We start from the raw sequence: 13780 nt of genomic DNA on the forward strand, positions 1-13780 counted from the left end.
GGGGCGCCAGGATAGGTCGCCGCTGAGCTGGGCAGGATGGCGGTATGAACAGCGAGAGCGATCAGCAGCCGAGCGGCTCGCGGGCCCGGGAATCCGCGCCCGATCCGCCCGCTCGCGCTTCGGCTTCCGGCGGCGGGCCCTCGGCCGCCGACCCCGCCGTGACCGAAGTCACAGGCGAGGACTCCCCGCGGCGCCCCGGCCCGCAGGGCGACATCTCCCCCGAGCAGGTGCGCGAGCACCTGCGCCGCAGGGCGGTCTTCCTGCGCGAACTCGCCGAGGCCCGCGAGCTGCGCCGCCGCGTCACGCCGCACCGGTCCCGCCGCGCGCGGATCCACGCGGCACTTCGCCGCCGCACGTTCCGCATCAATTGATCCAGATCGGTTAGGTTCATGCCGCCGGGCACCGTGATCGGCGCAGGCTCCCGGCCTCACCTCCGGGTGCGGCGGCGAGTTTGGTGGTGGGGCACGCGAGCGCGCGCCGCATCTGCGACCATGCCCTGGCAGGAGACGTGCCGGTGGGGTGGAAATGACGGATGTGGACGCGACGGACTTCGCCGTTGTGGTGTATCGGGAAGACGAGGGCTGGGAGGCCGAGATCCTTCCGGTCGCGCTGACCGAGGACCTCGCGGGGCTGATCCATGCCCTGCGCCAGCAGCCGAGCCTCGGCGGCACGGTCGGGCTGGTGTCGGTCGGCGACGACTTCTTCGTCGCGATTCGCCTGCTCGGCGACGAGGTGATGGTGTTCCTGTCGGACGTGACCGCCTCGGTCGACTGGCCGCTCGCCGGCCAGGTCCTGGAGTACCTCGACATCCCGATCCCGGACGAGGAGGAGCTCGACCAGGTCCTCCCGGTGGGCGACATGTCGATCTTCGCCGACCTCGGGCTGGACGAGATGGAGCTCGGCGCGATCTCCGGCGACCTGGAGCTCTATCCGGACGAGATGCTCCTCAGCATCGCCGGCCGCATCGGGTTCGCCCCGGCCTTCGAGCGCGCCCTCGACGCCGTCCCCTGACCCGTCCGCCGCCCGGCCCGGTGCCCGTCCCCAAGGCGGTCAGCGTGGGAAGCCGTTGCGCCGGGCGTAGTCGCTCAGCCCCGCCCAGTCGTCGCCGGTGTGGCTGTGCTGCGGGTCGAGGCAGCCGAGGCTGATCGGCCGCCTGGCGTCGTAGCGGGGCGCGCGCGTGTCGGGGGGGTCGGTGAAGTTCAGCACCTCGGCGATGTTGCGGGCCGCGGCGTCCCGCACGGTCAGCGGCTCCAGGCCCCAGCGCCACTCGATCGCCTTCAGGACGGACGTGTGGTCGTACACCTCGTGCGCGACGGCCCCGCGCCGCGCCCGCGGGGAGATCAGCAGGCAGGGGACGCGGAAGCCGCGCAGCCCGGTGCCGAGGTCGGGCCGCGGGTCGGGTCCCTCCGGCGGCGGGACGTGGTCGAAGAACCCGCCCCACTCGTCGTAGTTGATGACGAACAGGGTGCGGGGCCAGTTCGGCGAGGTGACGAGCGCGGTGTAGACCTCGTTGAGGAACGCCTGGCCGAAGCGGATGTCGGCGAGCGGGTGCTCGTCCTCTGACATGCCGGGCAGGAGCAGCTCGCCGAGGAAGCCGGGCTCGACGAAGCTGACCGCGGGGAGCCGGCCGTCGCGGGCGTCGGCGCGGAACTCGGCGATGCTCCGGCTGATGTCGAGGTGCCGCAGGCCCCACAGCGCGGTGAACGGCACGTCGCTGAAGTAGTACCGGCAGGAGATCCCCGCCGCCTTGAGCCGGTCCCAGACCGTGGTGGTCTCCGAGATCGTCAGCGAGTTGGAGGTCCGGTCGGTCTGCCCGGCGTGCTGGAAGATCCGGTTCGGGAAGGTGGACGACATGACCGCGGGGAAGTAGCGGTCGCAGACCGTCCAGTCGAGCGCGGCCCGGCCGTGGAAGCCGAGGTCGGGGCCCTCGTAGTAGCCGATGGAGAACACGTCGTTGTCGCCGGCGCGCAGCCAGCCGTCGCATCGGCCGCCGTTGTACTCGGTCCGCCCGCCCTGATAGGAGTGGTCGGGGTCGTTGAAGCCGCACCCCCACGGCACCTTGAGGTGGTGGGTGTCGTGCGCGTCGCCCTCGGCGTCGGTGAAGGTGAGCCCGGCCTGGCGTCCGTCGGCGCCGGGCAGCCAGCCCAGGTAGTGGTCGAAGGACCGGTTCTCCATCATCACCACGACGATGTGGTCGATGCCGGACTCCTCCGGATCGGGCAGCTCGGCGACCGGGGCGCGCCTGGCGGCGGCCAGTTCCGCCGCGTGGGCCTGGGCGGACGACCCGGAGGCGGTGCCCGCCGCGATGATCGCCGCGGCGCCCGCCGTCCCCGCCAGGAACCCGCGCCTGGTCAGTTCGTCCGCACCCATGGCACTCCTCCCGGGATGACGATCGCTGAGCAGTATGCGGACTCGGGTGAACCGGGGGAAGGACGCCGGGGCGTCCGTCACCGGACAAGAATGCGAAGTTTGTTCACAACCGCTTCCGGGCAGCCGGGCGCCGATTCCCGCGCAGGGGGTGTGAGCGCGCGGACGGCGTGGGTCACAATGAGCACGTGTCCTACTTCGCCGCCGTGTTCGCCCAGACCCCCCAGGGCTGGGTCGGGACCGAGGCCGTGCTCGACGAGGCGGAGAGCGTCGACGACATCGCCGACCTGATGCGGGAGGCCGCCGTCGAGTCCTACGGCGACCCGGTCGTGCTGCTGGTCGAGCAGGACGACGACTGGTTCGCGATCGTCCGGCTGGACCGCGACGACGAGCCGCGCCCCTACATCTCCGCCGTCCGCGGGGACGGCCTCGCCTCGCTGTTCCAGCAGCTCGTCGGCGACGTGCCGGACGGCGACGCCGCGGGCGACGCGGCCCTGCTGGAAGACCTCGGGATCGACGCCGGGCGGCTCGGCGAGCTCGGCGAGCGCGCCCTGCCCGGCGACGCGCTCCTCGCCGTCGCCGAGCAGGCCGGATTCGGCGAGGAGTTCGACCGCCTCCGTGACTGACGCGCGCGACCCGGTCGTCGCGAGTTTCCGGCCGGCGATGCTCCGGGCCCTCGAAGCGGCCCGCGAGGCGGCCGCCGACGGCGAGATCCCGGTCGGCGCCGTCGTCCTCGACGCGTCCGGCGAGATCATCGGAACGGGCCGCAACGATCGCGAGCGGACCGCCGACCCGACCGGCCACGCGGAGATCGTCGCGATGCGGCGGGCGGCGGGCGTCCTCGGCGGGTGGCGGCTGTCCGGCTGCACGCTCGTCGTGACGCTGGAGCCGTGCACGATGTGCGCGGGGGCGTCCGTCCAGGCCCGGCTTGACCGCGTCGTCTACGGCGCGGTCGACCCGAAGGCGGGCGCGGTCGGCTCCCTGTGGGACGTCGTCCGCGACCGGCGCCTCAACCACCGCCCCGAGGTGATCGCCGAGGTGATGGCCGACGAGTGCGCCGCCCCCCTCATCGAGTTCTTCGCGCGCCGCAGAGTCGGGTAGGCTCTCCCGCGGTGGTGTCGCCTAGTGGACGAGGGCGCACGCCTCGAAAGCGTGTGAAGTGCAAGCTTCCGTGGGTTCGAATCCCACCACCACCGCCGCCGCGAAGGCCGTCGCCCCGTTTCGGGTCGGCGGCCTTCGCGTTGTGCGGGCACCGTCGCCTCCGCCCGCCGGAGAGGCGGCGTGATCGGCGGCGGGGATCCGTCAGCCGACCGTGACGAGGGCCACGCCGGCCACGGCGACGGCCATGCCGACGCGCTGGACGGCCCGCAGGCGCTCGCTGTAGGCGACCCTCGCCAGCAGGACGGTGATCGCCGGGTAGAGGGACGTGAGGACGGCCGCGAGGCTGAGCATGCCGTTGTGGACCGCGAGGAAGTACAGGACGTTCGCCCCCGCGTCCAGGCTCCCGGACAGCAGCGCCAGGACGATCAGCGTCCGTCCGGACAGCCTCGGGCCCGCGCCGGCACCGCGGGCCGCCAGGAACAGCAGCGCGACCGCCACGATGGCGAGGTTGCCGAGGCGGGCGCCGACGATCGGCCACAGCCCGGTGCCGTCCCCCGCCTCCTTCAACAGGACGAAGAAGACACCGAAGCAGCTCCCGGACAGGCCGGCCATCACCGGGCCCGAGTCCAGGAGCCGCCGTCCGACCGCGCCCGCGGTGGGCTCCTCCGCGCCGCCGGACTCCATGCTGACCAGGCCGATCGCGAAGAGGCAGAGCAGGACGCCGAGCAGCACGGACGCGTCCAGCCGCTCGCCCTGGGCGACGCCCACGGCCACCGGGATCACCGCCGCCGCCAGCGCCGACACCGGCGCCACCACGCTCATCGGCCCCCGCGCGAGGGCCCGGTAGAACGCGATCAGCCCGCTGCCGCCGCAGAGGCCGGCCACGAACCCCCAGGCCATCGGGCCGGGGCTCGCGTCCCCGCCGGTGAGCAGCGCCGCCACCAGCACGACCGCCAGCCCGATCGGGACGCACCAGGTCAGCGCTCTGATCGCGGTCGATCCGCGGGTCACGGTCCCGCCGAGGAAGTCGGCGACCCCGTAGGCGAGGGCGGCGGCCAGGGCGAGGACCGTGACCATCACCGCCCGCCGATCAGCCTGGTCTCGATCCGCACGCCGGGCGAGATCGTCCGCAGCCGCCCGGCGAGCCGGTCGCCGGCCTCGCCCAGCCGGTCGAGGGGGTACGGCTCAAGGCGTTCGAGGAGGAACAGGCCGTTCTTCGTGGTCTCCGTCAGCCGCGTCCGGACGCACTGGCGCCAGTTCCACCGCCGGCAGGTGACGCCCCGGTCGTCCCGCCAGACGACCTCGCCGGGGTTCGGGTGCTCGACCGCGGGCTCGCCGCCCGCCACCACGTCGAACGGCTCGTCGCCGGTGGCCCTGACCAGCCGCGCCGAACCGCGGTAGGCGTCCAGGTCCTCGCCGCCGATGGGCAGCGCGTACTCGACGCTCACCGCGTTGTAGGCGTCCACGACCCTGTTGATGGACGGGAGCGCGTCCGCGCGGCGCAGCAGCGCGTCGACGGAGGGCCGGGTCCGCTGCGGCTTGGCCCCGAACGCCCGGTAGGCCTCGCGCCACGCCTCGACGTGCGGGTCGTCCGCGTCCGCCGCCTTCGCCGCCTCGGCGAGCCAGCCCTCGCCGGCCTCGTCGCTCGGCCCGTTCTCCAGCCCTTCGGCGGTCATGACGAGCACGGCGAAGTCGGGACGCAGCTCCCGCACGGCCTCGTCCACCACGATCCGCTCCAGCATCCTCATCCTCCCGCACGGTCACTTTAATGACATTCGCATGTCATCATACCGACCGACGGCGGGGGTCCCAAGTGACGCGACGTCCGGCCGTCCGGTTTCCAGTCCCAGGCGAGGCGCCCCCGGGTATGCGGGAGACTGGCGGGCGGCGGACCGGAGCGAGGCGGCTGGAGGGCCCTTGAGCGGTCAGGAGGCGATCGGCGAGGCCGTGGCGCGGACGGTGCGGGCGCTGCGGGCCGGGCACGGATGGAGCCTGGACGAGCTCGCCGGGCGCGCCGGGGTGAGCAAGGGCGTGCTGGTCGGGCTCGAGCAGGGGCGCGGCAACCCGAACCTGGGGACGCTCATCCGCATCTCCGACGCGCTCGGGGTGCCGCTCACCCGGCTCGTGCAGGTCGAGGAGGAGCCGCCCGTGCGGATGTTCCGGCCGGAGCGGCATGTCGTGCTGTGGCAGGGCGAGCTCGGCGGGACGGGAACGCTGCTGGCCGGCAGCGACCCGCGTCCTTCGCTGGAGCTGTGGAACTGGGTGCTCCAGCCTGGCGAGACGCGCGAGAGCGACGCGCACGTACCGGGCACCAAGGAGATCGTGTACGTCCAGGAGGGCACGCTCACCCTGGGCGTGGACGGCCGGACCGACCTCGTCGAGGCCGGCGCCGCCGCCGTCTTCGTCGGCGACCGCCCCCACTCCTACGGCAACGCGAGCACCCGGGAAGTTCGCTTCGTCCTGGCCGTCCTGGACCTCTGACCACACGCCTCACTGTGAGGTCCGGGAGGCCACCGCCCATGTCTCTGACCTCCGGTTGACCACTTCCCACCGGACATGTGGGCGGGCGGTTGTCCCATTTGAAGTGGCCTTTCCCGGGACTGGTATGGCGAACCAGTGCCGCTGCTGTCCAGCTTGACGGTGCCGCCGGACGGCACTGAACCGGCATCGACGGGTGTCGCCCCATCGGGTGAGCGCGTCGCGCTGTCCCCATAACAGCCGGGAGCCGGGTTGCCGGTCTTGGCCGGGTTCTCCCAGACGGTGGGTGATTGCCAGGCCGATTGAAGGCTCTCGATGATCCATTCCGGGTCGGGATGGCCCGTGAGGAGCTTTTGGTAGCGGTGAGCGGCGGTGATGATCTCATGGGTGTCGGAGCAGGTGCCCAGCCGGCGCCGCGCCTGTCCGGCCGTTGGGTCCTCGTCGGATTAAGTTGGCGGCATGGCGAACTATCCCGACTTTGGCGTGTTATTGACGCGGCTCCTCGACTACCGCCAGACGGACATCGCCTGGCTGGCCTCAGCGTCCGGCATCCCGGAATCCGACCTGCGCTCGGTGGCCGACGGCGTGCCCCCGTCCGCGTCGCAGGTCGATGGCCTTGCCGCCGCGCTGGGTTTCCGCACCGCCGACCTCTTCGTGATCGCCGGACTCTCGGTGCCGGAGGCCCTTCGGCCCTGCGAAGCGGCAGCAGGCTCCGGACTCGTGGACCTCATCCATGTCGTGATGGCCCTGCCGGCAGATCAGCGGACCCATATCCACGAAACGGTTGAACGTCTGCCCCAACTGCCCCGCATCCGTCCGGCCGATCCGCCGCGCGCCTTCTACCAGGGGGACGGTGGCTTGGGCGCGATGCTCGTCACCATGCTGTGCGCCAACCGGAACCTCCATTCCCCGGTCGACGCCGCCAAGACACTTCACCTGCTGACCCGAGGTCGCATGTACCTGGCCGGCACCACCTACGGCCACATCGCCGCGGGCGCCGTTCCGTTGAGACCGACCTGGGTGGGCGGCTTCGCGACCGCCCTCGGCATCCCCGCCGCCGACCTCGCGGCCATCACCGGCGCCGACCTGTCCGAGGCGACACCGCCTGAGGATCCGCTGGCGGCCGAGATGGCTGAGTTGCTCTGGGACTGTCGACGTCTGAGGGCGAGCCAGATCGAGCACGTGTGCGCCGAGGCGGAAGCGATGCTCGTCCCAGTGCCCGACGACGCCTCCGGCGACGACTGGAACCGCGTCCACCATCAGAACGGGACTTGGTGGGGCGCGCCAAGGCGGGGCTAGCTGGTCAGGCGGACGGGCATGGCCAGGTAGCGGTAGCCGGTGTCGGTGTTATCGGGGTCGGGCTCGCCGTCCTTCTTGTCGGGGATGGCGGTGAGGAGGGCGGCCTTGGTGGGGCCGGTGCATTCGAGGCGGGCGTACTCGGTGTCGATGCCCGCGAGGCCGTCGAGCAGGTACTGGGGCGCGAAGGCGATGTCGATGTCGTCGCCGTCGAGGTGCGCGCCGACGCTCTCGTTGGCGCGGGCGGAGTCGCCGGTGGCGGCGCGGATGCGGACCTCGTCGGCCGTGAAGGCCAGCCGGACCGGGGTACCGCGCTCGGTGACGAGGGCGGCGCGCTTGATCGCCTCGACGAAGGGGGCCACACGGATCTCGGCGACGGACGTCCAGGTGCCGGTGAGGCGGGACCGGTAGTTGATGTACTGGTCGTCGAGGAGCCGGCTGGTCATGCTGCGGCCGCCGCCGGAGATGCCGATCAGGGTGTCGGCGGTGCCGCCGAGGCCGATGGACACGTCCGCGCCGCGCTTGATCGCCTTGGCGGTGTCGGCGAGGGTGCGGGCGGGGACGACGACCCCGGCGGTGAAGCCGGGCTCCTCGGGGGACCAGGTCAGCTCGCGGGCGGCGATGCGGTACCGGTCGGTGCAGGCGAGCCACATCGTGTCGCCCTCGATGTCGATCCGGACGCCGGTGAGCATGGGCAGGGTGTCGTCGCGTCCGGCCGCGGGGGTGACCTGCGCGACGGCGGCGGCGAACAGGTCGCCGGGGACGGTGCCGGCGCGGGCGGGCGGCTCGGGGAGGGTGGGGTAGTCCTCGACGGGGAGCGTCAGGAGGCCGAACTCGGCGGGCCCGCAGCGGACGACGACCTCGGAGCCCTTGGTGAGGACGTCAACGGGCTGGTTCGGGAGGTTGCGCACGATGTCGGACAGCAGCCGCCCGGGGACGAGGACGCGGCCCGGCTCCGCCACGGCCGCCTCGTCGGTGGCGTGGGCGGACACCTCGTAGTCGAACGCGCCGAGGGTGAGCCCGCCCTGCTCGGTGACCTCGATGAGCATGCCCGCGAGGACGGGGAGCGCGGGACGTGCCGGCAGCGTCCGCGCAGCCCACGCCACCGCGTCTGCCAGCGTCTGGCGCTCGACTCGGAACTCCACCTCGATCAGCCCTTCTCCGGTTGGACGGCCATCACGAGCACGGTAGCCCGCGGCTCCGACATTCCTCCGGGCGGGTCAGAAGAGCGCGTTCTCGGTGGCCCGGACCTTGCGCTCGAAGTCGAGGAGGTAGCGCTTGCGGTCGAGGCCGCCGCCGTAGCCGGTGAGGGAGCCGGTGGATCCGACGACGCGGTGGCAGGGGACGATGACGCCGACCGGGTTGCGCCCGTTGGCGAGGCCGACCGCGCGGGACGCGGACGGGCTGCCGATCTCGACGGCGAGTTCGCCATAGGTGATGGTCTGGCCGTAGGGGATCTCCTGTAGGGCGGTCCAGACGCGCTCTTGGAAGGGCGTCCCGTGGAGGCGGAGCGGCAGGTCGAACTCGGTCAGATCGCCTGCGAAGTACGCCGAGAGTTGCGCGGCGACGGTCGCGAAGGGTTCTTCTTCGGGGTCGCCTGGTGCGCCGAAGGTCTCCTGGGCTGGCCGGTGCCGCTGCATCTCCATGTAGAGCCCGGACAGAGCGCCGTCGGTGGCGACCAGGGTGAGCGGTCCCACGACGCTCTCTATGACGACGTGCGTTGTTTCCACAGCGGTTCCTTCAGTTCGCGGGAAGGAGGTTGATGGCGTGGTCGAGGGTGGCCCACAGGTACTGGACGGAGTAGGCGCGCCATGGCCGCCATTGTGCGGCGCGTCGGGTGAGGGCCGCAGGCGTGACGGGAAGTTCGAGCATCGCGGCGGCTGCCCTGATGCCGAGGTCGCCGGGGATGAAGGCGTCCGGGTCACCGAGGGCTCGCATCGCGATGGTCTCGACCGTCCACGGACCGAAGCCGGGTAGGGCGGACAAGCGCGCGCGGGCCTCGTCCCAGTCGCTGCCTACGCCGAGGTCGATCTCCCCTTTGGCGAGAGCGTCGACAAGGGTCATCAGGGTGGTGCGGCGGGTCTTGGGGAAGGCGAGGGAATCCGGGTCGAGTTCGGCAAGGGCGGCGGGTGTCGGGAAGAGATGTGTCAGGCCACCGCCTGGGTCCTCGACGGGGTCGCCGTAGGCGGTGACCAGACGCGCCGCGTGAGTGCGGGCCGCGGCCGTCGAGACCTGCTGGCCCAGGACGGCGCGGACGGCGAACTCGGGGGCGTCCACAGTGCGGGGCACGCGGCGCCCAGGGGCCTTGTCGACGAGCGGTGCGAGAACGGGGTCGGTGCGGAGCAGGTCGTCCACGGCGACGGGATCGGCGTCCAGGTCGAGCATCCAGCGGCAGCGGCTGATGGCGATGGGGAGGTCGCGCAGGTCGCTGAGGCTGAGCGTGCAGGCGACGTGGTCCGGCTGGGGCCGCAGGGTGGCGATGCCGTGCCCGTGGGGCAGCCGCAGGGCGCGGCGGAACGCGCCGTCCCGCCACTCCTCGACGCCGGGGACGGCGGTGGCGGCGAGGTGCCCGAACAGGTTGTCCGGGCACAGCGGGGCCCGGAACGGCAGCCGCAGCGACAGCACACCGGCCCCAGCGGGCGGATGCCCCTTCGCGACGCGGTCGCGCAGGGCGGACGGGGTGAGCGCGAAAACCTCGCGGACGGTGTCGTTGAAGGCGCGGATACTGGCGAACCCCGCCGCGAACGCCACGTCCCCCATGGGAAGGAGCGTGGTTTCGATGAGGAGCCGCGCCGTCTGCGCGCGCTGGGCTCGCGCCAGGGCGAGTGGGCCCGCGCCCAGCTCGGCATTGAGCTGGCGCTCTACCTGCCGCGTGCTGTAGCCGAGCCGTGCCGCGAGGCCGGGAACGCCTTCTCGGTCGACGACGCCATCGGCGATAAGGCGCATGGCCCGAGCAACGACGTCCGCGCGGTGGTTCCACTCGGGGGAGCCTGGGGAGGTGTCGGGACGGCACCGTTTGCAAGCCCGGAACCCGGCCTGCTGGGCGGCTGCGGCGCTCGGGTAGAAGCGCATGTTCTCCGGCTTGGGCGGGACCACGGGGCAGCTTGGACGGCAGTAGATCCCGGTGGTCACGACCCCGGTGAAGAACCATCCGTCGAAGCGGGCGTCCTTCGACTGGACGGCCCGCACACACCTCTCCACGTCCTCGTGCATGCCTCCAGCATCGCCGATGGTCAGGGGTCCCCACTGGCAGAAATCCGACACCATCGTCACGACCCAGGCCACCGGACGCGCGGGCATGACCTCCCAGGTAATCGATCTTCCGTGGCGGGCCCGGCAATGTAGCGGTCATCGGGGCGACGAACCCGAACAATCAGACGGGAGTCATGACATGAGCGATGTGCAGCAGCGGGTCGAGCGCTACCTGGCCGTGTGGAACGAGACCGACCCGGCCGCCCGGCGCGCCGCGATCGACGAGCTGTGGACGGAGAGCCCCGTCTACGTCGACCCGCTCGGCGTGGCGGAGGGGCGCGACGCGATCGACGCGTTCGTCGGCGCCGCGCAGCAGCAGTTCCCCGGCCTGGTCTTCCGCGCGGCGGGAACAGTGGACGCCCACCACAACGTGGCCCGCTTCACCTGGGAGCTCGGCCCGGAGGGCGGCGAGGCGATCGTGGTCGGCTTCGATGTGGCGACGTTCGACGACGAGGGCCGCTTCGACCGGGTGACCGGCTTCCTCGACAAGGTGCCGGCCTGACCCTGCCCGCCGGTCTGTACGCCCCGGGGGGCAGCGTGCCGGACGCCCGTGACGTCCGGCACGCCGGCTCAGAGCTGCCGTAGTGCTCCCCCGTCCACGGCCCATTCGGCCCCGGTGACTTGGGCGGCCAATGGTGACAGCAGGAAAGTGATGACCCGTGCGACGTCCTGGGGCGTGCCAAGGCGTCCGGTGGGGAGACGCCGTTCGTCCTGGACGAACCGTTGGATCGCCTCCTCCACCGGTAGGCCGTACTGGTCGGCCAGTTGGTCGGCGAACCCTCCGGGCTCGTCCCAAAGCCGCGTACGGGTCGGGCCAGGCGCGACGACGTTGGAGCGGATCCCGCAAGGCCCGAACTCCCCCGCCAACGTCTTGGACACCGACAGAAGCGCCGTCTTGGACGCCGCATAGTCGACCAGTGGCGTATCGGGAAAACGTGCGGCTTCGCTTGAGACGTGCACGATGCTCCCCGCCCCCTGGTCGATGAGTGCGGGCAGCGCGGCACGGGCCATGCGCACGGCGGCGTGCAGGTTCAGCTCGAACGTCGCGTGCCATTGGGCGTCGGTGACGTCGAGGAACCCGATCCGGGATTCGAGGGCGCCCGCGTTGTTGACGAGGCCGTCCAGGCGCCCGTGCCGATCCAGCGCGACGTCCACGACGTGCTGCGCGGCGTCGGGCCGGGTGAGGTCGGCGGCCACGTCGACGGGGGAGCGCGCCACCCGCACGACCTGGGCGCCCTCGCGGGCCAGGAGGGCGGCGGTCGCCTCGCCGATCCCGGCGGACGCGCCGGTCACGATGTAGACCCTGCCTTCGAGTTCGAGATTCATGGCGGTCCCCTACGAGCGGCGCAGGAACGACCCGGCGAGGGCCGCGCCGGCGAGGACGAGGGCGACGTTCACGGCCGTCGCCGTGTGGATGCCGCCGAGGACGGACGCGTTCGCCGTGGCCACCGCGCTCATCACCGGGATGCCCAGAGTGATCGCGACCTGCTGCGTCATCGTGGCGAGCCCGGTCGCGAGGCCCTGCTCGCGGTCCGGCAGACCGGACGTCGCGATCCCCATGAAGGCGACGATCGCGACGAGGTTCCCGAACCCCCCGATGGCGGTGGCGGCGAGCAGCAGGCCGAGGGCGCCGCGCGAGTCCCCGAGGCCCAGCAGCGCGGCGGTGGCGACGGCCTGCAGGACGAGCCCGGACACGAGCGTCGCCCGGCCGCCGAGCCGTCCCATGAGACGGGGCGCGGCGACGCCTCCGGCGAACGTCCCGGCGCCGAGGACGCCGAGCGCCAGTCCGGTCGCCAGCGGCGAGAAGCCCAGGACCTTCTGGAGGTAGAGCGTCATCAGGAACACCAGCGACGTCTCCGTGGCGAACGCGACGAACCCGCCCACGTTGCCCCAGGTGACGGTGCGCCGGGTGAGGACGTTCAGCGGCGCGAGCGGGGCCGGGGACCGCCGCTCGACCAGGATGAACGCGGTGAGCAGGACCGCGGCGGCGGCCAGCGAGCCGAGCGCGGCCGGGGAGCCCCAGCCGGCCGACCCGGCGGACGTGATCCCGTAGACGAGGGCGAGGAGGCCGCCGGTCACGGTCACCGCGCCGGGGACGTCCAGCCTCGCCCGGTCCCGGGACCGGCTCTCCGCGACCACGGCGGGCGTGACCGCGAAGATCAGCACCGCCACCGGCACGTTGACGAGGAAGGCCCAGCGCCAGCTCAGCAGGTCGGTCAGCACCCCGCCGAGGATGGCGCCGACGGTGAACCCGGCCGACATCAGCGCGCCGCTGAGCCCGAGCGCCCGCGTCCGCAGCGGACCCTCCGGGAACGACGTGGTGAGCAGCGACAGCGCGGCCGGGGTCGCGATCGCCGTGGCGAGGCCCTGAAGGACGCGTCCGGTGAGCAGCATCGCCGGCGACGTGGCCAGCCCGCCGACCAGGGACCCCGCGGCCAGGAGCGCCATGCCCACGAGCAGCATCCGGCGCCGACCGGACAGATCGGCCACGCGGCCGAACAGCAGCGTGAATCCGGCGGCGGGGAGAGCGAACGCCGTGGCGATCCACTGGAGTTGGTCCAGTCCGAAGCCCAGCCCTCTGCCCACGATGGGCATCGCCACGTTCAGGATGGAGAAGTCGATGGCGAGCATGAACTGCGCGCCGAGGAGGAGTGTCAGAACCAGCTTGTTCCGTGACGACATCCGCTCTGGGGGAGCGGTCACGGCGGTGGTGAGTGCGGTCATGGCAGAGACTCTCGCTGCGCCGGTCGCGCGTACCCAGTCCCCGCCCGTTCGTACCACTCCCAGTAGCAGGCTCAGCGACCGGAGAGCATCGGATCCGGCGGTGTGACGTTGCGCGGTGGGTCGTCCAAGATGACGCTGCACCGCGAGGTCAAGTACCGCGGTGACAAGCCCGACGGGCCCACGCACCAGATCGAGAACGGCGTCCTGACGCTGCGCGGCTGCGGCTCCGACTGCTCGGTGAGCTACACGGTCGAACTTCCGGCCGGCGTCCCCGTGTCCGGCAGCACCTCGAACGGGTCCATCACCCTGTCGAAGGTGGGCAAGGTGGATGTGTCCACGCATTCGGGCTCGGTGCGCCTGGACGGGGCCGCGGGGCCGGTTAAGGTCAGGACGGACAACGGCGAGGTAACGGTCACCATGCCCGCGGGGCGCTACCGCGTGAGCACGCACACCGGCGACGGAGACCGGCGGCTCGGCATCCCGAACGACCCGTCCGCCGAATTCCGGCTCGACGTCAGCACCAGCAACGGTGACATCACCACCAGGACCGCCTGACCCGTCG

Annotated in this window: 16 protein-coding genes and 1 tRNA gene; 9 read left to right on the plus strand and 8 right to left on the minus strand. The window is 72.3% G+C overall.

What is annotated here, in order from left to right:
- The first annotated feature begins 158 nt into the window (after positions 1-158).
- Positions 159-371 carry a hypothetical protein gene (locus BKA00_RS27330; RefSeq protein ID WP_185035393.1) on the plus strand — a complete coding sequence of 71 codons (213 nt, stop codon included), beginning with the start codon at positions 159-161 and terminating at the stop codon, positions 369-371.
- Positions 372-525: 154 nt separating this feature from the next.
- Positions 526-1011 carry a tRNA adenosine deaminase-associated protein gene (locus BKA00_RS27335; protein ID WP_185029612.1) on the plus strand — a complete coding sequence of 162 codons (486 nt, stop codon included), beginning with the start codon at positions 526-528 and terminating at the stop codon, positions 1009-1011.
- A gap of 39 nt (positions 1012-1050) precedes the next feature.
- Here the strand turns inward: BKA00_RS27335 and BKA00_RS27340 are convergent, their stop codons facing one another.
- Positions 1051-2370: an alkaline phosphatase family protein gene (locus tag BKA00_RS27340; RefSeq protein ID WP_185029614.1), complete on the minus strand. Its 1320-nt coding sequence runs from the start codon at positions 2368-2370 to the stop codon at positions 1051-1053.
- Between the two features lie 185 nt (positions 2371-2555).
- On the opposite strand from BKA00_RS27340, the gene BKA00_RS27345 reads away from it, so the two are divergent.
- From BKA00_RS27345 to BKA00_RS27355, 3 genes are all read left to right on the plus strand, one after another.
- Positions 2556-2993 (plus strand): tRNA adenosine deaminase-associated protein, encoded by a 438-nt coding sequence (locus BKA00_RS27345; protein ID WP_185029620.1) that lies wholly within the window; start codon positions 2556-2558, stop codon positions 2991-2993.
- Positions 2994-3030: 37 nt separating this feature from the next.
- The gene (gene tadA / locus BKA00_RS27350; protein ID WP_185034867.1) at positions 3031-3468 is read left to right on the plus strand and encodes a tRNA adenosine(34) deaminase TadA; all 438 of its coding nucleotides are present in this window, start codon (positions 3031-3033) and stop codon (positions 3466-3468) included.
- Positions 3469-3478: 10 nt separating this feature from the next.
- Positions 3479-3563 (plus strand) — tRNA-Ser (locus BKA00_RS27355).
- Positions 3564-3669: 106 nt separating this feature from the next.
- On the opposite strand, the gene BKA00_RS27360 is transcribed toward BKA00_RS27355, so the two are convergent.
- Positions 3670-4545 (minus strand): EamA family transporter, encoded by an 876-nt coding sequence (locus BKA00_RS27360; RefSeq protein WP_185034869.1) that lies wholly within the window; start codon positions 4543-4545, stop codon positions 3670-3672.
- Positions 4545-5216: a B3/B4 domain-containing protein gene (locus tag BKA00_RS27365; RefSeq protein ID WP_230298632.1), complete on the minus strand. Its 672-nt coding sequence runs from the start codon at positions 5214-5216 to the stop codon at positions 4545-4547. Before BKA00_RS27365 ends, BKA00_RS27360 begins: the two co-directional genes overlap by 1 nt.
- A 169-nt stretch (positions 5217-5385) precedes the next feature.
- On the opposite strand from BKA00_RS27365, the gene BKA00_RS27370 reads away from it, so the two are divergent.
- Positions 5386-5949 (plus strand): helix-turn-helix domain-containing protein, encoded by a 564-nt coding sequence (locus BKA00_RS27370; RefSeq protein ID WP_185029623.1) that lies wholly within the window; start codon positions 5386-5388, stop codon positions 5947-5949.
- Between the two features lie 456 nt (positions 5950-6405).
- Positions 6406-7245 carry a hypothetical protein gene (locus tag BKA00_RS27375; RefSeq protein WP_185029625.1) on the plus strand — a complete coding sequence of 280 codons (840 nt, stop codon included), beginning with the start codon at positions 6406-6408 and terminating at the stop codon, positions 7243-7245.
- On the opposite strand, the gene dnaN is transcribed toward BKA00_RS27375, so the two are convergent.
- From dnaN to BKA00_RS27390, 3 genes are all read right to left on the minus strand, one after another.
- Positions 7242-8387 (minus strand): DNA polymerase III subunit beta, encoded by a 1146-nt coding sequence (gene dnaN, locus BKA00_RS27380; protein ID WP_185029628.1) that lies wholly within the window; start codon positions 8385-8387, stop codon positions 7242-7244. The genes BKA00_RS27375 and dnaN overlap by 4 nt on opposite strands.
- A gap of 75 nt (positions 8388-8462) precedes the next feature.
- Positions 8463-8972, minus strand: coding sequence for a methylated-DNA--[protein]-cysteine S-methyltransferase (locus BKA00_RS27385; RefSeq protein ID WP_185029632.1), 510 nt, complete (start codon positions 8970-8972; stop codon positions 8463-8465).
- A 10-nt stretch (positions 8973-8982) separates the two neighbouring features.
- Complete coding sequence (locus BKA00_RS27390) at positions 8983-10542, minus strand: AlkA N-terminal domain-containing protein (RefSeq protein WP_476692263.1); 1560 nt, start codon at positions 10540-10542, stop codon at positions 8983-8985.
- Between the two features lie 91 nt (positions 10543-10633).
- On the opposite strand from BKA00_RS27390, the gene BKA00_RS27395 reads away from it, so the two are divergent.
- A complete protein-coding gene (locus tag BKA00_RS27395) occupies positions 10634-10996 on the plus strand; it encodes a nuclear transport factor 2 family protein (protein ID WP_185029635.1) in 363 nt (120 codons plus the stop codon).
- Between the two features lie 68 nt (positions 10997-11064).
- On the opposite strand, the gene BKA00_RS27400 is transcribed toward BKA00_RS27395, so the two are convergent.
- Complete coding sequence (locus BKA00_RS27400; RefSeq protein ID WP_185029637.1) at positions 11065-11820, minus strand: SDR family NAD(P)-dependent oxidoreductase; 756 nt, start codon at positions 11818-11820, stop codon at positions 11065-11067.
- A 9-nt stretch (positions 11821-11829) separates the two neighbouring features.
- Positions 11830-13218, minus strand: a complete 1389-nt coding sequence (locus BKA00_RS27405; protein WP_185029640.1) for an MFS transporter — start codon at positions 13216-13218, stop codon at positions 11830-11832.
- 102 nt (positions 13219-13320) lie between these two features.
- On the opposite strand from BKA00_RS27405, the gene BKA00_RS27410 reads away from it, so the two are divergent.
- Positions 13321-13773, plus strand: coding sequence for a DUF4097 family beta strand repeat-containing protein (locus BKA00_RS27410; protein ID WP_185029643.1), 453 nt, complete (start codon positions 13321-13323; stop codon positions 13771-13773).
- Positions 13774-13780: the final 7 nt, after the last annotated feature.

It is taken from the genome of Actinomadura coerulea, assembly GCF_014208105.1.
In the GTDB taxonomy this organism is placed as follows: domain Bacteria; phylum Actinomycetota; class Actinomycetes; order Streptosporangiales; family Streptosporangiaceae; genus Spirillospora; species Spirillospora coerulea.